The sequence below is a fragment of the Geodermatophilus sp. SYSU D00691 genome (assembly GCF_054050275.1).
The window spans coordinates 57,118-74,243 of the sequence record NZ_JBJGYZ010000013.1 but is presented as its reverse complement, the minus strand read 5'-3'; the positions used below and the strand labels follow the sequence as shown (position 1 = coordinate 74,243).

Annotated in this window: 18 protein-coding genes; 12 read left to right on the top strand and 6 right to left on the bottom strand. The window is 75.1% G+C overall.

Annotation, left to right across the window (positions count from 1 at the left end):
- The first annotated feature begins 4 nt into the window (after nt 1–4).
- Nucleotides 5–748, top strand: coding sequence for an MBL fold metallo-hydrolase (locus tag ACI797_RS11915; protein WP_456858822.1), 744 nt, complete (start codon nt 5–7; stop codon nt 746–748).
- On the opposite strand, the gene ACI797_RS11910 is transcribed toward ACI797_RS11915, so the two are convergent.
- Nucleotides 745–1,239, bottom strand: coding sequence for a MarR family winged helix-turn-helix transcriptional regulator (locus tag ACI797_RS11910; RefSeq protein WP_456858821.1), 495 nt, complete (start codon nt 1,237–1,239; stop codon nt 745–747). The genes ACI797_RS11915 and ACI797_RS11910 overlap by 4 nt on opposite strands.
- A 72-nt stretch (nt 1,240–1,311) precedes the next feature.
- Here ACI797_RS11910 and ACI797_RS11905 point away from each other — a divergent pair, with 72 nt between their 5' ends.
- Nucleotides 1,312–2,655: an LLM class flavin-dependent oxidoreductase gene (locus ACI797_RS11905; RefSeq protein WP_456858820.1), complete on the top strand. Its 1,344-nt coding sequence runs from the start codon at nt 1,312–1,314 to the stop codon at nt 2,653–2,655.
- 190 nt (nt 2,656–2,845) lie between these two features.
- Here ACI797_RS11905 and ACI797_RS11900 read toward each other — a convergent pair whose 3' ends face one another.
- Nucleotides 2,846–3,499: a response regulator gene (locus ACI797_RS11900; RefSeq protein WP_456858819.1), complete on the bottom strand. Its 654-nt coding sequence runs from the start codon at nt 3,497–3,499 to the stop codon at nt 2,846–2,848.
- Complete coding sequence (locus ACI797_RS11895) at nt 3,496–4,638, bottom strand: sensor histidine kinase (RefSeq protein WP_456858818.1); 1,143 nt, start codon at nt 4,636–4,638, stop codon at nt 3,496–3,498. Before ACI797_RS11895 ends, ACI797_RS11900 begins: the two co-directional genes overlap by 4 nt.
- Before the next feature lie 154 nt (nt 4,639–4,792).
- Here ACI797_RS11895 and ACI797_RS11890 point away from each other — a divergent pair, with 154 nt between their 5' ends.
- Both ACI797_RS11890 and ACI797_RS11885 read left to right on the top strand, forming a co-directional pair.
- Entirely contained in the window at nt 4,793–5,506 is a 714-nt protein-coding gene (locus ACI797_RS11890) for a hypothetical protein (RefSeq protein ID WP_456858817.1), read from the top strand.
- 65 nt (nt 5,507–5,571) lie between these two features.
- The gene (locus ACI797_RS11885) at nt 5,572–6,972 is read left to right on the top strand and encodes an MDR family MFS transporter (RefSeq protein ID WP_456858816.1); all 1,401 of its coding nucleotides are present in this window, start codon (nt 5,572–5,574) and stop codon (nt 6,970–6,972) included.
- Here the strand turns inward: ACI797_RS11885 and ACI797_RS11880 are convergent.
- Nucleotides 6,969–7,457, bottom strand: a complete 489-nt coding sequence (locus ACI797_RS11880; RefSeq protein WP_456858815.1) for a GNAT family N-acetyltransferase — start codon at nt 7,455–7,457, stop codon at nt 6,969–6,971. The two genes, ACI797_RS11885 and ACI797_RS11880, sit on opposite strands and share 4 nt — an antisense overlap.
- Before the next feature lie 88 nt (nt 7,458–7,545).
- Between ACI797_RS11880 and ACI797_RS11875 the strand changes: the two genes are divergently transcribed.
- From ACI797_RS11875 to ACI797_RS11860, 4 genes are all read left to right on the top strand, one after another.
- Nucleotides 7,546–8,016, top strand: a complete 471-nt coding sequence (locus tag ACI797_RS11875) for a Fur family transcriptional regulator (protein ID WP_456858814.1) — start codon at nt 7,546–7,548, stop codon at nt 8,014–8,016.
- Nucleotides 8,013–10,232, top strand: a complete 2,220-nt coding sequence (katG, locus tag ACI797_RS11870) for a catalase/peroxidase HPI (RefSeq protein WP_456858812.1) — start codon at nt 8,013–8,015, stop codon at nt 10,230–10,232. The genes ACI797_RS11875 and katG overlap by 4 nt, the downstream gene beginning before the upstream one ends.
- Nucleotides 10,233–10,346: 114 nt before the next feature.
- A complete protein-coding gene (locus ACI797_RS11865) occupies nt 10,347–11,243 on the top strand; it encodes a dioxygenase family protein (protein ID WP_456858810.1) in 897 nt (298 codons plus the stop codon).
- Complete coding sequence (locus ACI797_RS11860; RefSeq protein WP_456858809.1) at nt 11,240–11,713, top strand: MarR family winged helix-turn-helix transcriptional regulator; 474 nt, start codon at nt 11,240–11,242, stop codon at nt 11,711–11,713. The genes ACI797_RS11865 and ACI797_RS11860 overlap by 4 nt, the downstream gene beginning before the upstream one ends.
- Before the next feature lie 5 nt (nt 11,714–11,718).
- Here the strand turns inward: ACI797_RS11860 and ACI797_RS11855 are convergent, their stop codons facing one another.
- Nucleotides 11,719–12,282 (bottom strand): hypothetical protein, encoded by a 564-nt coding sequence (locus ACI797_RS11855; RefSeq protein WP_456858808.1) that lies wholly within the window; start codon nt 12,280–12,282, stop codon nt 11,719–11,721.
- A 148-nt stretch (nt 12,283–12,430) separates the two neighbouring features.
- On the opposite strand from ACI797_RS11855, the gene ACI797_RS11850 reads away from it, so the two are divergent.
- Nucleotides 12,431–12,670 (top strand): hypothetical protein, encoded by a 240-nt coding sequence (locus tag ACI797_RS11850; protein WP_456858806.1) that lies wholly within the window; start codon nt 12,431–12,433, stop codon nt 12,668–12,670.
- Between the two features lie 176 nt (nt 12,671–12,846).
- Nucleotides 12,847–13,122, top strand: coding sequence for a hypothetical protein (locus tag ACI797_RS11845; RefSeq protein WP_456858804.1), 276 nt, complete (start codon nt 12,847–12,849; stop codon nt 13,120–13,122).
- A gap of 50 nt (nt 13,123–13,172) precedes the next feature.
- Here ACI797_RS11845 and ACI797_RS11840 read toward each other — a convergent pair whose 3' ends face one another.
- Nucleotides 13,173–14,393 carry an FAD-dependent oxidoreductase gene (locus ACI797_RS11840; protein WP_456858803.1) on the bottom strand — a complete coding sequence of 407 codons (1,221 nt, stop codon included), beginning with the start codon at nt 14,391–14,393 and terminating at the stop codon, nt 13,173–13,175.
- 245 nt (nt 14,394–14,638) lie between these two features.
- Here ACI797_RS11840 and ACI797_RS11835 point away from each other — a divergent pair, with 245 nt between their 5' ends.
- Both ACI797_RS11835 and ACI797_RS11830 read left to right on the top strand, forming a co-directional pair.
- The gene (locus ACI797_RS11835) at nt 14,639–16,414 is read left to right on the top strand and encodes an alpha/beta fold hydrolase (RefSeq protein WP_456858802.1); all 1,776 of its coding nucleotides are present in this window, start codon (nt 14,639–14,641) and stop codon (nt 16,412–16,414) included.
- 116 nt (nt 16,415–16,530) lie between these two features.
- Complete coding sequence (locus ACI797_RS11830; protein WP_456858801.1) at nt 16,531–17,100, top strand: hypothetical protein; 570 nt, start codon at nt 16,531–16,533, stop codon at nt 17,098–17,100.
- Nucleotides 17,101–17,126 lie beyond the last annotated feature (26 nt).

Genomic DNA, 17,126 nt, shown 5'->3' with positions numbered 1-17,126 from the left:
GGCGGTGCGGCTCACGAGGGTCACCGGCGAGATCACCATGGTCACCGGCACCAACGTCAACTGGGCGCTCGTCGTCGAGGGGGACGCCGTCACCCTGGTCGACGCCGGCTACCCCAACGACGCCGCCTCCGTCGTGCGGTCCCTGGCCGCGATCGGGCGGAACCCCCAGGACGTCGCCGCGATCGTGCTGACCCACGCCCACCTCGACCACATGGGCGGGATCCCGGCGCTGGCGCGCAGGTCCGGCGCGCCCGTGCACACCGGCGCCGAGGAGGCCCGGCACGCCCGCCGCGAGTACCTGCAGCAGATCACGCCGCTCGAGATGCTCGGCCAGTGCCGCTCGCGGGCCGGCGTCACGTGGGTCGCGCAGACGCTGCGGGCCGTGCTCCCGCACGTGCGCATGGCCCTGCCCGACGTCGTCGCCGTCCCCGCCGACGTCCCGCTCGACGTCCCCGGCCGGCTCGTCCCGGTCGCCACCCCGGGCCACACCAGCGGGCACACCGCCTACCTGCACCCGGGAGCGGGCGTGCTGTTCTCCGGTGACGCGCTGGTCACCGGCCACCCCCTCTCCCGCCTGCCCGAGGGGCCGCAGCTGCTGCCGGGGGTGTTCAACGAGGACGAGCGGCAGTTGGCCGCCGCCCTCGACCGGCTGCGCACGGTGCCGGCGGACACGCTGGTCCCGGGCCACGGGCCGACGCTGAACGGGCCGCTGCCCGCCGCCGTCGACCGGGCGCTCGCCGGCCGCTAGCGGTCCGGCCGGTCCCCGGCCGTCTCGACCACCGCGCACAGGTCGCGGAGCGGGTCGAGGGCCTGCCAGCCGCAGGCCACCTTCTGCAGCAGGGCGCGGAACGTCTCGGCCTCGGCCGCCGGCAGCGGGCCCAGCACGTGCGCCTCGACCCGGCGCAGCGCGTCGCGGCGCTCCTGCCAGGCGGCGCGGCCGGTGTCGGTGGCGACCACGAGCCGGCTGCGCCGGTCGGCGGGATCGGGCCGGCGCTCCACCAGGTCCTGCCGCTCGAGGTCGTCGATCAGGTAGGTGAGCACCGTCCGGTCGATGCCGAGCTCGGCCCCGATCGCGCCCTGGTTGCGCGCCGGCTCCCCCACCGCCGCGGTGAGCACCTGGTAGCCGCGCGGCCCGCCGGGCAGGTCGGCGAGCACGTGCCCGGCGGCCTGCGCGTAACCGCGGAAGACGACGCCGAGCATCCAGCCCAGGTCGGCGTCGAGGCGGCCGTCGGCGGTCACCGCACCAGCGTAGCGCGGCAGCGCAGACGTTGTACATTGCAGATGTTCTGTCTCGCAGACGATTGGCAGCACATGTCCGACTACGGTCACCCTCTCTCGTTCGGCGCCTTCCTCACCCCGGCGAACGGCGAGCCCGCGCGGGTGGTCGGGCTCGCCGTCCTCGCCGAGCAGGTGGGCCTGGACCTGGTCACCTTCCAGGACCACCCCTACCAGCCGGCCTTCCTCGACACCTGGACGCTGCTGTCCTGGGTCGCGGCCCGCACCGAGCGCGTGCACGTGGCGGCCAACGTCACCAACCTGCCGCTGCGCCCGCCGGCCGTGCTGGCCCGCAGCGTGGCCGGCCTCGACCTGCTCAGCGGCGGCCGGGTCGAGCTCGGCCTGGGCGCCGGCGCGTTCTGGGACGCCATCGAGGCCATGGGCGGTCGCCGGCTCACCGCCGGCCAGGGCGTGCGCGCGCTGGAGGAGGCGATCGAGGTGGTCCGGCAGGTGTGGGACGCCGACGCGCGCGGCGGCGTCCGCGTCGACGGCGAGTTCCACCGCGTGGTCGGCGCCGAGCGCGGCCCGGCGCCCGCGCACGACGTCGGCATCTGGCTGGGCGCCTACAAGCCGAAGATGCTGGGGCTCACCGGCCGCCGGGCCGACGGCTGGCTGCCGTCGCTGTCCTACCTGCAGCCCGGCGACCTCGCCGCCGGCAACGCGATCGTCGACGACGCCGCGCTGGAGGCGGGCCGCGAGCCCGCGGACGTGCGTCGGCTGCTCAACGTCAGCGGCCGGTTCGCCGCCACCGGCCGCGGGCGGCTGCACGGGCCCGCCGAGCAGTGGGCCGAGGAGCTCGCCGAGCTGGCCCTCCGCGACGGGGTGAGCACGTTCATCCTCGGCAGCGACGACCCCGACGACCTGCGCCGGTTCGCCGCCGAGGTCGCCCCCGGCGTGCGGGAGCTGGTGGCGGCCGAGCGGTCGGGGATCCCCGCGGCGCCTGCGGCGCGGCCGGTGGTCGCCGTCGGCGCGTTCGCCGTCGTCCCCACCCCGGACGACGGGACGCGCCGCAGCAGCACCCGGCTGTGGGACGAGACCGAACGGCCCACCGGCCCGGCCCGCGACCCGCGGCGCACCTACACCGCGCACGAGCAGGCGGCCGGCCAGCACCTCGTCGACGTCCACGACCACCTGCGCGCCGAGCTCGCCCAGGTGCAGGACCTCGTCGAGCAGGTCGCCGCCGGGACGGTGGACGTGGGCACCGCCCGGTCGCACATCAACACGATGACCATGCGGCAGAACAACTGGACGCTGGGCACCTACTGCGAGGCCTACTGCCGCGTGGTGACCACCCACCACACCCTCGAGGACCGCTCGCTGTTCCCGCACCTGCGGGCGGGCGACCCGCGGCTGGCGCCGGTGATCGACCGGCTCGAGTAGGAGCACGCAGTCATCCACGACGTCCTCGAGGGCGTCGACCGGGCGCTGGTCGCGCTGGTCTCGGGGGACGGCGGCCTCGACGGCCTGCGCGCCGCCGTCGACCTGCTCGGCGACACGCTGCTGTCGCACCTGTCCTACGAGGAGCGGGAGCTGGTCGAGCCGATCGCCCGCCTCGGCGTGCAGTGACGGCTCACCCCGGGCCGGCGAAGCCGGTGCGGTAGGCCCAGACGACCGCCTGCGTGCGGTCCCGGACGCCGAGCTTGGCCAGGATGCTCTTCAGGTGGGTCTTCACCGTCTCCGGTGCGACCTGCACCCGGCCGGCGATCTCGGCGTTCGACAGCCCCTCGGCCAGTGCGCGCAGCACCTCCGCCTCGCGGTCGGTGAGCCGGGCCGCCCGGCGCAGCCGCTCGCGGTCGGGCGGCCTGCGGGCGGCGTAGGCGGCCAGCAGCCGCCGGGTCACCGCGGGCGCCACCAGCGCGTCGCCGGCGACGACGGTGCGGATCCCCGCCACCAGCTCCTCGGGGGTGGCCCGCTTGAGCAGGAAGCCGTCGGCGCCGGCGTCCAGCGCGTCGTCGACGACCTCGTCGAGGTCGAACGTGGTCAGCACGAGCACCCGCGGCCGGCGCGGCCAGCGCGCGATCTCCCGGGTGGCGGCGACGCCGTCCAGCCGCGGCATCCGCACGTCCATGAGGACGACGTCGGGCAGCAGCGACCGCGCCCGCTCCACCGCCTCCCGGCCGTCGGCCGCCTCGCCCACCACGGTGAGGTCCGGCTCGCCGCCGAGCAGCGCCCGCAGCCCGCTGCGCACCAGCCCGTCGTCGTCGGCGAGCAGCACCCGGATCACGGGGCCACCGCCGCGGCCACGGGCAGCACCGCGTGCACGCGGAAGCCGCCCTCGATCGGTCCGGCCTCCAGCACGCCGCCCTCCAGGCGGGCCCGCTCGCGCATGTTGACCAGCCCGTGGCCGGGCACCGGCGCGGCCACCGGGTCGCACTCGTTGGTCACCTCGAGCAGCACGTCGGCGCCCTGCCGGGCGATCTCCACCCGGATCCGGCCGGCCGCGGTGTGCCGGACGGCGTTGGTCAGCGCCTCCTGCACGATCCGGTGCACCGCCCGCGCGGCCCCGGCCGGCAGGTCGCCGGCGTCGGCGCGCAGCTCGACCTCCCGCCCGGTCGACCGCACCCGCTCGACCAGCTCCACCAGGTCCTCCGACGTGGGCGCGAACGCCTCGGGCGAGCCGCGCCCGTCGGGCTGGAGCACCCGCAGCAGGCGGTCGAGCTCGTCGAGCGCCGCCCGGCCGGCGGTCTCGATAGAGGCCAGCGCCTCCCGCGCGTAGCCGGGGTCGTCGTCGAACACCCGCCGGCCCACCCCGGCCTGCAGCACCACCACGTTGACCGTGTGGCCGAGGGAGTCGTGCAGCTCGCGGGCCAGCCGGCCCCGCTCGGTGAGCAGCAGCCGCTCGGCGGCCAGCGCGTGCTGCTCGCTCTCCGCCGCCCGGCGTGCCTCGGCGACCCGGGCGCGGGTGCGCCGGCTGCTCAGGTCACCGATCACCGCGGCGATCAGGAAGTGGATGACGATCCCGGGCACCGACCCCACCGGGTGCGCCCGGTCGAGGACCACCCAGCCGGCGATGGACACCACGGTGATCGCCGCCGCGGCCACCCGGACGCGCCGGCCCCCGACGTCGAACGAGCTGAACAGCGCGATCCAGGCCGGCCACTCGAGGAAGCCGATGGCGGCCCCGAGCGCCGCGTTGGCGAGGATCGCGGCGCCGGCCACGCCCAGCGCGGCCAGCGGCGCGGTCGACCGCCAGACCAGCGCGGCCGGGCCGATCGCGGCGAGCAGCAGCGTGGCCGCGTCGACCGGGCGGTAGGGGTCGCCGGCGGGCATCGCCAGCACCGACGACAGCGACAGCACGACGAGCCCGGCGGCCAGCCAGGCGTCCCCACGGGTCCCGGCCCAGCGCCGGGCTGACGGCGACACCTCCCATGGTCCCGCCGGAAGCGCCGCGGGAGGACCCCCCGCGCGAGGCGACCTGCCTCCCCCGCGCGAGGGAGCGACCGGCTCCTCGCGGGGCTCGTGGGCGGGGACGCGCCCGGCGAGGCTCGAGTCGTCCGATCCCCACCGGGAGGTCCCCATGGTCACCACCGCTCCCCCACCCCGCGCTCCCGCGCGGCGCCCCGGCCGCGCCGGGCGCATCGTGGCCCTCGTCCTCGGCTGCCTGCTCGTGCTGCCGGCGCTGGGCCTGCTCGTCGGCGGCGGCGTCCTGCTCTGGGCGCACGGCGTCGGCCGCGAGGACGGCGTCGTCGTCTCGCCCCAGGACCGGTTCACCTCGTCCGGGTACGCGCTCGTGAGCGAGCGGGCCGAGCTGGTCGCCGGCCCGGACTGGCTGCCGGTGTCGGCGGCCGTCGGCGAGGCGCGGGTCGAGGTCACCCCCGTCGACGACCGCGCGGTCTTCGTCGGGATCGCCCGGCCGGCCGACGCGGCGGCCTACCTCGGCGACGTCCGGCGCACCGAGGTCGACGCCCTCGGGTTCGACTCCCCCGCCGGCCCGGACGACGAGCTGCCCGGCGGCGCGCCGGCCGCCGCGCCCGGCGCCCAGGACTTCTGGCTCGCCCGCGCCGAGGGCCCCGGCACGCAGCAGGTCGACTGGCGTCCGGACGACGGCGAGTGGGTGTTCGTGGTCATGAACGCCGACGGCTCCGGGATCGTCGACGTGCGGGCGCGGATCGGCGCGGAGTTCCCGGCGCTCGGCACCGTCGCCTGGGGGATCACGGCCCTCGGCGTGGTCGTGGCCCTGCTCACCTGGGTGCTCCTGCGGGCGGGGACGCGGGTACGAATGGAGGAGTGAGACGCCCCGCCGCACGCAGCACCGTCCCGGGCTCCCCGACGTCGGGGAGCCCGGCGTCGTCCGGGGTGGGGTTCCGGTCGGAGCGCGGCCCGGTGCTCATCGGCGTCATGCTCTCCACCGGCCTGGTCGCGATCGACTCGACGATCATCGCCACCGCCGTCCCGTCGATCGTCGACAGCCTCGGCGGCTTCGCCGAGTTCCCGTGGCTGTTCTCGGTCTACCTGCTGGCGCAGGCGGTCACCGTCCCGGTCTACGGCAAGCTCGCCGACCTGTTCGGCCGCAAGCCGGTGATGCTCGCCGGGATCGGGCTGTTCCTCCTCGGCTCGGTGCTCTGCGGCCTGGCCTGGAACATGTGGGCGCTCATCGCCTTCCGCGCCGTCCAGGGGCTGGGTGCCGGCGCCGTCCAGCCGATGTCGATGACCATCGTCGGGGACCTCTACACGCTGGCCGAGCGTGCGCGGGTGCAGGGCTACGTCGCCAGCGTGTGGGCGATCTCGGCCGTCGTCGGCCCGACCCTGGGCGGGGTCTTCTCCGAGTACGTCAGCTGGCGCTGGATCTTCTTCGTCAACATCCCGCTCTGCCTGGTCGCCGGCGCGATGATCGCCCTGCGCTTCACCGAGCAGGTGGAGCGCCGCCGGCCGCGGATCGACTACGCGGGCGCGGTCGTGCTCACCGGCGGCCTCACGCTGGTGATCCTCGGCCTGCTCGAGGGCGGCCAGGCGTGGGCGTGGGGCTCGGCGCCGAGCATCGCCGTCCTCGGCTCGGGCGCGGCGCTGCTGGCCGTGTTCGTGCTGGTCGAACGGCGCGCCGCCGACCCCGTCGTGCCGCTGCGGCTGCTGGGCGACCGGCTGATCGTGACCACGAGCCTGGTGGCCGCCTGCGTGGGCGCCATCCTCCTCGGGCTCACCACGTACGTGCCGACGTTCGCCCAGGTGGCGCTGGGCACGGGTCCGCTGGTGGCCGGGTTCGCGCTGGCGGCGCTGACGCTCGGCTGGCCGCTGTCGGCCTCGCAGGCCGGGCGGGTGTACCTGCGGATCGGCATCCGCCGGACGTCGCTGATCGGGGCCGCGGTGGCGGTGCTGGGTAGCGGGCTGCTGCTCCTGCTCGACGAGGGCACCAGCGTCCTCCAGGTGGGCGCCACCTGCTTCGTGATCGGCCTGGGCATGGGCTTCACCGCCGCCCCCACGCTGATCGCCGCGCAGTCCGCGGTGCCCTGGGAGCAGCGCGGGGTGGTGACCGCGGCGAACATGTTCTTCCGCTCGCTGGGCAGCGCGGTGGGGGTCGCCGTGTTCGGCGCGGTGGTGAACGCCTCCCTGGGCACGACGTCGGTGGAGAGCGGCGACGTGCTGCCCGGGCCGCTGAGCACCGCCGTCCACCAGGTCTTCCTGGCCACGGCCGCGGTGTCGCTGGTCATGCTCGCCGCCGTCGCGCTGATGCCCCGCGACCGGGCCGCCGGCACGGCTTAGAGCGCCAGCTCCCACCGCCAGAGGTCGCCCTCCTCCGCGTCGTGCAGCTCGGCCACGCGCGCGAACCCGACCCGCGCCAGGACGGCCGTCGAGGGGTTCTCCTGCGCCAGGGTGTGCGCCCGGACGGTGGCCACGCCGGCCCGCCGCGCCGCCTCCACCCACGCCCGGGCGGCCCGCGTGGCGTGGCCGCGGCCCTGGTGCGCCGGGGCGACGCTGTAGCCGATCTCCACCGCGCCGTCCTGCGGCGGGCCGGTGAACCCGCCCAGGCCGACGACCAGGTCCGCGTCCGGGTCGACGATCAGGTGGCTGAACCACTCCGGGGGCGTCCCCGCCGCGAGCGCCTCCACCGTGGCCGGCAGCGCCTCGGGGAACTCCAGGTACCCCTCGGCGACGCCCAGCCCGGTGCGGCGGCCGAACTCCTCGGGGCCCGCGATCAGCGCACGCGCCTCGTCGAGGGTCAGCGGGCGGACGACGGTGGCGGTCACGTCGCGGCACCGTACCGGCGGGGACGGCGTCGCAACATGAGACGACGCTGGACTTGATCCATTCAAGATTTCGGAGTTAGGTGAAGGGGTGCCGACCGCCGCGGAACTCGAGCGCCTGCTGCGCGGGGTGCCCCTCCGCGTGACGCGCCCGCGGCTCGCGGTGCTGGCGGCCGTGCACGACCACCCGCACGCCGACACCGAGTCGATCCTCGCCGCGGTCCGCCGCGACTCCGGCGACGTGTCGCACCAGGCGGTGTACGACGTGCTGCGCGTGCTGACCGACGCGGGCCTGGTCCGGCGCTTCCAGCCGACCGGCTCGGTCGCGCGCTACGAGATGCACACCGGCGACAACCACCACCACGTCGTCTGCCGCTCGTGCGGCGCGATCGTCGACGTCGCGTGCGCGGTCGGCGAGGCCCCGTGCCTGACCGCGTCCGACGACGCCGGCTACGAGATCGACGAGGCCGAGGTGATCTGGTGGGGCCGCTGCCCCGCCTGCGCTTCGGCCCGCACGTCCCCGAACCCTGACGGATCCGCACCACAGAGAGGCACACCGTGAAGGACGAGCACAACAAGGTCGAGACCGCGAGCACCAGCGAGAGCGAGAACCCGGCGATCCCGTCGCCGGAGGCGCACACCGACCGCCGGCCGCGCACCAACCGCGACTGGTGGCCGAACCAGGTCGACCTGGGCGTCCTGAACAAGACGGCGAAGGACGCCGACCCGCTCGGTGAGGACTTCGACTACAAGAAGGCCTTCGCCGAGCTCGACGTCGAGGAGCTGAAGCAGGACCTGCGCCAGCTCATGCGGACCTCGCAGGACTGGTGGCCGGCCGACTGGGGCCACTACGGCCCGTTGTTCATCCGCATGTCGTGGCACGCGGCCGGCACCTACCGCATCGCCGACGGCCGGGGCGGTGGCGGCCAGGGCGCCCAGCGCTTCGCCCCGCTCAACAGCTGGCCGGACAACGCGAGCCTCGACAAGGCCCGCCGCCTGCTGCTGCCGATCAAGCAGAAGTACGGCCGCAAGCTCTCCTGGGCCGACCTGCTCGTGCTCGCCGGCAACGTCGCGCACGACGACATGGGCCTGCCGACCTTCGGCTTCGCCTTCGGTCGCGAGGACACCTGGCAGCCCGAGGAGGTCTTCTGGGGTCCGGAGGACACCTGGCTCGGCGACGAGCGCTACGCCGGCGAGGACCCGCTGAACCTCGACGAGGGCCCGCTCGCGAACGTCACCATGGGCCTGATCTACGTCAACCCCGAGGGCCCCAAGGGCAACCCCGACCCGCTGGCCTCGGCGCACGACATCAAGGTGACCTTCCGCCGGATGGGCATGACCGACGAGGAGACCGTCGCCCTCATCGGCGGCGGGCACACCTTCGGCAAGACGCACGGCGCGGGCAACCCCGAGCTGGTCGGCCCCGAGCCCGAGGGCTGCCCGGTGCACGGCAACGGCCTGGGCTGGATCAGCCAGTACGGCACGGGCAAGGGCGCCGACACGATCACCAGCGGTCTCGAGGGCGCCTGGACCCCCACGCCGACGACGTGGGACAACTCCTACTGGGAGACGCTCTTCCGCTGGGACTGGGAGCTCACCACGAGCCCGGCCGGCGCCAAGCAGTGGCAGCCGAGCAACCCCGAGGCCCAGGAGCTCGTGCCCGACGCGCACATCGAGGGCAAGAAGAACCCGCCGATGATGTCCACGGCCGACATGGCCCTGCGGGTCGACCCCGAGCTGCGCGCGTACGCCGAGCGGTTCCGGGACGACCCCGAGTACTTCGCCGACCAGTACGCCCGCGCCTGGTTCAAGCTGCTGCACCGCGACATGGGCCCGAAGAGCCGGTACCTCGGTCCGGACGTGCCGGCCGAGGACCTCATCTGGCAGGACCCGGTCCCGGCCGTCGACCACGAGCTGGTCGGCGAGGCCGAGATCGCCGACCTGAAGCAGCGGCTGCTCTCCGCGGGGCTCTCCGTGCCGCAGCTGGTGCACACGGCCTGGTCGGCAGCGGCGTCGTTCCGCGGCACCGACAAGCGCGGTGGCGCCAACGGCGCCCGGCTGCGCCTCGAGCCGCAGATCGACTGGGCGGTCAACGAGGGCGTCCGCGACGTGCTGCCGGTGCTCGAGCGGGTGAAGTCGGAGTTCGAGCAGCAGACGGGGAAGAAGGTCTCCCTCGCCGACCTGATCGTGCTCGGCGGCAGCGCGGCGGTGGAGAAGGCCGCGGCCGACGCCGGCGTGCAGATCACCGTGCCGTTCTCCCCTGGGCGGACCGACGCCTCCCAGGAGCAGACCGACGTCGAGAACTTCGGCTGGCTGGAGCCGCGGGCCGACGGCTTCCGCAACTGGGTCTCCCCCGGCACCAAGATCGGGCCGGAGACGCTGCTCGTCGACAAGGCGTACATGCTGGAGCTGACGCCCAAGGAGATGACGGTGCTGGTCGGCGGGCTGCGGGTGCTCGGCGCGAACACCGGCGGCGTGCAGCACGGCGTCTTCACCGACCGGCCGGGCGTGCTGTCGCAGGACTTCTTCCGCAACCTGCTCGACCTGGGCGTCTCGTGGCGGACGTCGGTCGACATCGAGGGCGTCTACGAGGGCCTGGACGCCGACGGCAACGTCGTCCGCACCGCCACCGCGGCCGACCTCGTCTTCGGGTCGAACTCGATCCTCCGCGGCATCGTCGAGGTCTACTCGTCCGACGACGCGAAGGAGAAGTTCGTCCAGGACTTCGTCACCGCGTGGGTCAAGGTCATGGAGCTGGACCGCTTCGACCTGCGCTGACCCGAGCACGACGGCCCCCGCCCGCAGACCCGGGCGGGGGCCGTCGCGTCTCTGCTTGAAGTCTCAACGAAACCGCCGTACGGTTGTTGAGACTTCAAGTTCCGAGGAGACGGCATGTCCACCACCGCGATCGCCGACGCGCGCATCCCCGCGGCCCACCCCTTCGCCCGGCACCTCACCCGCGCCGCGGCCCTCGAGGCCGAGCAGCCGCACGCGGTGTGGACGCCGGAGGACGGGCCGCTGCCCAGCCTCTACCTCTCCCACGGCGGCGGCCCGCTGCCCTTCCAGAGCGCGGAGTGGCTCGACCCGCTGCACGCCTGGGCCCGCTCGCTGCCGAAGCCGAAGGCGATCCTCGTCGTCTCCGCGCACTGGGAGTCGGCGCCGCTGTCGGTCAGCGCCGACCGGCCCGACGAGCTCGTGTACGACTTCGGCGGGTTCGACCCCCTCTACCACACGTTCCGCTACGACACCCCCGACGCCGGCGAGCTCGCCCGCCAGGTCGTGGGGCTGGTGCCCGACACCGAGCACGTGCACCAGCACGCCCGCCGCGGCCTCGACCACGGCGCCTGGGTGCCGCTCAAGATCATGTACCCGGCCGCCGACGTCCCGGTGCTGCAGCTGTCCCTCCCCACCGAGGACCCCGACCGGCTGCTGGCCCTGGGCGAGCGGCTGCGCCCGCTGCGCGAGCAGGGCGTGCTCGTCGTCGGCTCTGGCCACATGACCCACGGCCTGCCGTTCCTGACCCGCGAGATGTTCGTCGGGAACGAGGTGCCGGGATGGTCGGCCGACTTCGACGCCTGGGCCGCCGACGCCCTGGCCCGCGGCGACGTCGCCGAGCTCGCCCGGTTCCGCAGCGCCGCGCCGGGCATGCCCTACGCGCACCCGACGGTGGAGCACTTCACCCCGCTGTTCGTCACCCTGGGGGCGGCCACCGACCCGACCGCGCCGGTCGTCACGCGGCTCGACGGCTACGGCGTCGGGCTGTCGAGGCGCTCCTTCCAGGCGGCATGACCGCTCCGGAGGGGACCCGCTGGCTGACGCCGGCGGAGATGGCGGCCTGGCTGCCGCTGGTCCGCCTGATGACGCTGCTGCCGCAGCGGCTGGACCGGCAGCTGCGCGAGGACGCCGGGATCGGCCACGTCTACTACCAGATCCTGGCCATGCTCTCCGAGGCTCCCGGGCAGCAGCTGCGGATGAGCGAGCTCGCCGGCCTGACCGCCACCTCCCCCAGCCGCCTCTCGCACGCCGTCAGCGCGCTGGAGGACCGCGGCTGGGTGGTCCGCTGCCCGTCGGAGCGGGACGGGCGCGGCCAGGTCACCCGGCTCACCCCCGCCGGCCGGGCCGCGGTGGAGGGGTTCGCCCCGGGACACGTCGCGGAGGTGCGCCGGCTGGTGGTCGACCGGCTGGCCCCGGAGGAGGTCGACCAGCTCGCCCGCATCGCCGGGAAGCTGCTCGACGCGGCGACCGACCGGCGCGGGTAGCCGGGTCACCGGTCGCGCAGCGGCCCGTCCAGCCAGCGCGCGACCTCGGCCCGGCTCGGCAGCCGGACGACGACGAGGTCGGGACGACGGTCGAGCAGCGCGGTCACGCGGGCTCCGGTCCGGCCGTGGGTGGTCCAGGCCCAGCGCACGATGTGCTCCGGGTCGGTGAGGACCGTCCGCAGCGGGGGCTCGACGTTGCCGTTCCAGAGCTCCCGGCGCCCCAGCCGCCGGACGAGCGTGCGCCGGACGACCTGGCGCATGACGACGGGCCGGGGCAGGTCCAGCCAGACCAGCAGGTCGGCCCGCTCCGCCAGGTGCTCGCGCACGCTGTCGTACTGCCACTCGGTCACCCAGGTGGGCCGCGCGGCGACGTCGTGCACGTCGGCCTCGAACGACGGCCGCCGCGTCCACCCGGGGCCGTGGAAGAGAGCGTCGATCTCCACGTGCTCGCTGCCCAGGGCGTGCGCGATCCGGGACGCCAGAGTGGTCTTCCCCGACCCCGAGGTGCCGGCGACGAGGACCCGCGCGGGGCGGTGCGGGAGGGGGTCCGTCGGGCCCAGCAGCGGCACGCCGAGCAGGCTAGCCAGACCGCTGAATTCCGCGGCCGACCAGGGTCTGAACCAGTGAACCGGACGCCCTCCGAGGACCCCGGTTCTGTCGTACCCCGGGGCCATCCTGTACCTGTCCGGAACGCACCGCGGAGGAGGCGAGGACGAGATGAACATCTACGACCCCGCGGACCGCATCGTGTACGTCCACCTCGCGCAGGAGCCCGCCCCGGCACCGCCGCTGCAGGTCCTGGACGAGTGCCACCGGCTGCCGGCCGGCTACGCGAACACGGGGCTGCGCGCCCGGCTCGGCGAGGCCCGCCCGGCCGCCGCGCGGCCGGCGCTCGTCGTGCTGCCCGGAGGGGCGGCGGCCGCTCCGGCGCCGCAGCGCCGTCAAGACGTCGCCTGAGCGATCCTGCCGGCGCCGGCCTGCCGGGCTTCCGGCGGTCGCGTGGCGGCCGGTAACCTCGCCGCATGCGCAGGACGGTGATTATCAGCGGGCTCGCCGGAGGCTGACTCTCGAGCCGGCGGGTCCGTGAGCACGGATCGGGAGCACCTCCCACCCACGCCCGCCTGGAGATCCCCGTGCACGCCGTCGCGTACTTCCCGCAGTTCGTCCGTCTCACCGTCACCACCACCGACGACGTCGGTGTCCAGCGCGTCCTCGCCCTCCTCACCGGCCGCGGGCACCGCTTCACCCACCTCGAGGCCGAGGAGGCCGGCGCCGGCCGGTGGCGTCTGGATCTCGACTGCTTCGCCGACACCGACGAGAGCCGGTTGCTCGAGCAGCGGCTGCTCCGGCTGCCGTCGGTGCTCGCCGTCGACGTGCGCCGTGCGGCTCGGCTGCGCAGCACGGCCTGAGCAACCGCGGACACGGTCCCACCGGCGGGCGGAGGTGCCCGCCGACCACGTCAGCCGAGCGGCATGGCTGCGGCGGTGCGCACGTGCTCCGGCCGGAGGCCCATGCCGATGAACCGGCCGGTCAGGTGCCTGAGCGGGGGCAGCCGGCGGATCAGGCGGACCAGGATCGGATCCGGCCGATCGCGACCGGCCGGTCCCGACCGTGGGTAGAGGTTGCCGACCACCCTGATCTGGAACGCCTGGGTCAGGCGGGTGGCCGTGTCCCTCCGTCGCTGGACGCTGCGCAGGTCCTCGACGGTCGGACCGCCGGCCCGGAAGGCGGGCACCAGGACGTTGGCGGCGGCGACCGCGTCCTGGATGGCGAGGTTGATACCGACGCCGCCCGCCGGCGACATGGCGTGCGCCGCGTCCCCGATGCACAGCAGGCCCGGGCGGTACCAGGTGCGCAGGCGGTCCACCCGCACGCTGAGCAGCTTCACCTGCTCCCAGTCGGTGAGGCCCCCGACCCGGTCGTCGAAGGTGGGCACGAGCCCGACGACCGCCTCCCGGAACGCCGGCAGACCGCGGGCCCTCACCCGGTCGAACCCCTGGTGCGGGATGACGTGCGCGAGCTGCCAGTACGCGCCCCGGTCGATGGAGACCAGGACGCTGTCGCCCTCGCTCCGGAACAGCGGCATCTCCTCGTCGGGCATCCGGGGCAGCCGGAACCAGAGGACGTCGATCGGGGGTGAGGTGGAGATCACCTCGAGCCCGGCGCGCTCGCGGACGACGGAGTTGCGGCCGTCCGCGGCGAGGACCAGGTCGGCGCGGACCTCGAGCGGCCCGTCCGGGGTGTCGGCGCGCACGCCGGCGACGCGGGCACCGTCGAGGACCAGGTCGGTCACCTCGGCCCGCCGGAGGAGGCGGAAGGCGGGCCAGGTCTCCGCCCGGTCGTGCAGGAAGTCGAGGAAGTCCCACTGCGGCACGAAGGCGATGAACCCGTACGGCCGCAACCGGGTGAACTCGGCGATCACCGCGGGCCCGGACGCCGTCTCCATGGTCACCCGCGGCATCCGGGTGTGCGGCAGAGCGAGGAACTCCTCGGCCATGTCCAGCTCCGCGAGGATCCGCAGTGTCGCCGGGTGGATCGTGTCGCCGCGGAAGTCACGGAAGAAGTCCTCGTGCTTCTCCAGGACCACCACGTCCACGCCCGCGCGGGCCAGCAGCAGCCCGGCCATCATCCCCGCCGGCCCACCACCGACCACGCAGCACGTCGTCGCCTCCTGGCGCATGGAGCCACGATGGCGCCGTACCGGCCGCAGGTCCACGGCTGTCGGCCCGGCGGCACGGCACCGGCGAAGCCCAGGGACCGGCCGCACCGGATCCGGACGTCGAGCCGTTCGGGCAGGACCCCAGGGCCTTGGCCCCTGCTGCACCTCGCCGGGCTCGGCCACGATCCCTCGGGCACCACGGGTTCGAAGCAGCTCCGGGGCAGGTCGTGGACCGAGCCCGCGGCGGCATTCGGGAGGTCGCCCACATGACCGGGATCACCGCGTCCGCGCACACCCTCACCCGGGTCCACCGGGTGGACGGGCACGAGTGGCGGGTCCTGCACAGCGGCACCGGCCCGCAAGTCGTCCTGCTCCTCCCCGGCGGCGCCGGGCAGGCGGAGGCCGAGTTCCAGGTGATCGAGGCGCTCGAGCCCCACGTCCGCGTCGTCGCGGTGACCTATCCCCCGCTGCGATCGATGTCGGCTCTGGTCGAGGGCATCCTCGGCGTCCTCGACGCCGAGGGCCTGGCGACCGTGGACGTCTGGGACAACTCCTTCGGCGGCATGGTGGCGCAGGTCCTCGTCCGGGCCGCACCCGCACGGGCGCACCACCTGGTGCTGGGCCGCACGGCCGCCCCCGACCCCGCCCGGCGGCGGTCGGCCGAGGCGCAACGGCGGATCCTGGGCGCGCTCCCGGCGCCGGTCGTCCGGTGGTTGGTCCGGATGGCGTTCACCCGCCTGCTCCGGTCCCTGCCCGAGGCGGAACGGAGGTCCTGGACCGCCTACCTGGAGGAGCGTGTCCTGCCGGATGCCAAGGCGCGCATGACGGCGCTGTCGGCCCTCGCGGCCGACTTCCACGCGCGGGACCGCATGGCCGCCGCCGACCTGGCCGCATGGCCCGGTCGGGTCCTGCTGCTGGAAGCCGACCGTGACGAGCTCTACGGAGCCATGGCGACCCGCCTGCGGGAGCTCTACCCCGGCGCCGCGGTCCACCGGCTGGCCGCCGGCGGGCACGTCTCCGATGCCGCCCGGGTCCGCGACGAGGCCGCAGCCGTCGTCCGCTTCCTCGCCGACCCGCGCTCCTTGCCGCCGGTCCCCGCCCACCGGCGGGTGCGCTCCGGCCGGGTCGTGCTGGCCGCTCGGCAGTTCGGCGCGTCCGGCGACGTCGTCCTGCTCCTCCACGGCGGTCCCGGCTGTCCGGACTACCTCGAGCCGGTCGCCCGCCACCTCGGCGACAGGTTCCGTGCCGTGACCTTCGACCAGCGCGGCGTCGGCGCCTCCACCGGCGACGGCTCGTACGGCCTGGCCGACCACATCGCCGACGTCGAGGCGATCCGCCGTGCACTCGGCGCGGAACGCGTCCACCTGTTCGGGCACTCGTGGGGTGGTCTGCTCGCGCAGCTGTACCTGCACGCGCACCCGAGTCGGGTGCGCAGCGTCGTCCTCGCCAACTCCTCCGCCGGCGTCGGTACCGACTGGGCCACCATGCAGCGCGAGGTGATGGCCCACAACCGCCGCAGGAGCGGCCCGCTCGGGTTCGCTGCGCTGGGCGCGTGGTCGCTCGCCGCGCACCTCCCCGGCCCGCTCGGGGACCTCGCGGGCCGCCGCGTGCTGGCCCACGTCTGGGCCGACTACTTCCCGGACCCGGCGACCGCACCGCCGGTGGACCGGTCCTGGCTCCGAGGGGCACGCAGCCGCCCGGCCCGCGCCACGGTCGCCGCGATCCGCTCCACGCCGGCCGCGACGCTCGACGACCTCGGCGCCGGCAGCGACGTACCCGTCCTCGTCGTCTACGGGCAGGACGACATCTACGGGGCCAGCATCGACGCCGTCCGTCGCAGGCTGCCCTCTGCCCAGCACGTGGTCCTCGACGCCTGTGGGCACCTGCCGTGGGTGCAGGCCCCCGACCGGTTCCGCGAGCTGATGGGCTCCTTCTACGACAGGGTCGTCCGCGAGGACGCCGGGTTGCTCGCCGCGCAGGGCGGCCACGCCACCGCCGACCGCGCCCACCCTCGCGGGGATCCACCGCCGGGGTCGACGTGACGCACCGATCCCTCCGGCTGCGGAGTCCTCGGCCGGTCGCGATGGTGCCGACCCGAGGTGGGACGGCGTCGGTCGGCGCCGGCTCCCTTCGAGGAGTGGACGACAGGAGACGGCACATGACCGATCCGCGCTCTCCGACGAGGCCGGCACGGCTGCGGACCCGGGGGGCCGACGTCGTCCTGGTCACGGTGCGCGAGCTCCGGCTGCTGCTCGGGTTGCTCCTCGTCCTGTTCGTCACCTCGGAGACGTGGCGCTACGTCGGCCGGCTGGGTCCGGCGCGGCTCCTCCTCGTGGTGACCGTCGTCGTCGGCGGCGCCCTCGGCGTCGCGACCGTCGGACTGCGGCGGAGCCTCCCCACCTCGCTCGACCGGTCGACCACCAGGCGGTCCACCGCCCGGGTCGCCACCGAGGTCGTCGGCTTCGGCGCGGCGCTCTTCGCGGGGTTCACCGCCTTCGGAGCGCTCACGGTGGACGAGCAGTTGGTGGAGGAGTGGACGAGTGCTCCTGCCGACGTCCTCTTCGGCCTCCACGGCGCGCCGGTCGTGGTCACGCGTGCCCTCGTCCAGGTCGCGGCGTTCCTCGGGGCCCTCGGTGCCCTGGCGTTCTCGGTGGAGGCCGTGGTCGATCCCGCCGCTCGTCAGACCCTCCTGCACGACCTCCTGGGTGAGCACCCCGAGGCCACGTAGGCGCCACGTGGCAGGCCGTCGCACGG

Coding starts and splice junctions, on each gene's coding strand:
- ACI797_RS11905 (WP_456858820.1), top strand. CDS start 1,312: ATGTCCGACTACGGTCACCCTCTCTCGTTCGGCGCCTTCCTCACCCCG.
- ACI797_RS11890 (WP_456858817.1), top strand. CDS start 4,793: ATGGTCACCACCGCTCCCCCACCCCGCGCTCCCGCGCGGCGCCCCGGC.
- ACI797_RS11865 (WP_456858810.1), top strand. CDS start 10,347: ATGTCCACCACCGCGATCGCCGACGCGCGCATCCCCGCGGCCCACCCC.
- ACI797_RS11860 (WP_456858809.1), top strand. CDS start 11,240: ATGACCGCTCCGGAGGGGACCCGCTGGCTGACGCCGGCGGAGATGGCG.
- ACI797_RS11850 (WP_456858806.1), top strand. CDS start 12,431: ATGAACATCTACGACCCCGCGGACCGCATCGTGTACGTCCACCTCGCG.
- ACI797_RS11840 (WP_456858803.1), bottom strand. CDS start 14,393: ATGCGCCAGGAGGCGACGACGTGCTGCGTGGTCGGTGGTGGGCCGGCG.
- ACI797_RS11835 (WP_456858802.1), top strand. CDS start 14,639: ATGACCGGGATCACCGCGTCCGCGCACACCCTCACCCGGGTCCACCGG.
- ACI797_RS11830 (WP_456858801.1), top strand. CDS start 16,531: ATGACCGATCCGCGCTCTCCGACGAGGCCGGCACGGCTGCGGACCCGG.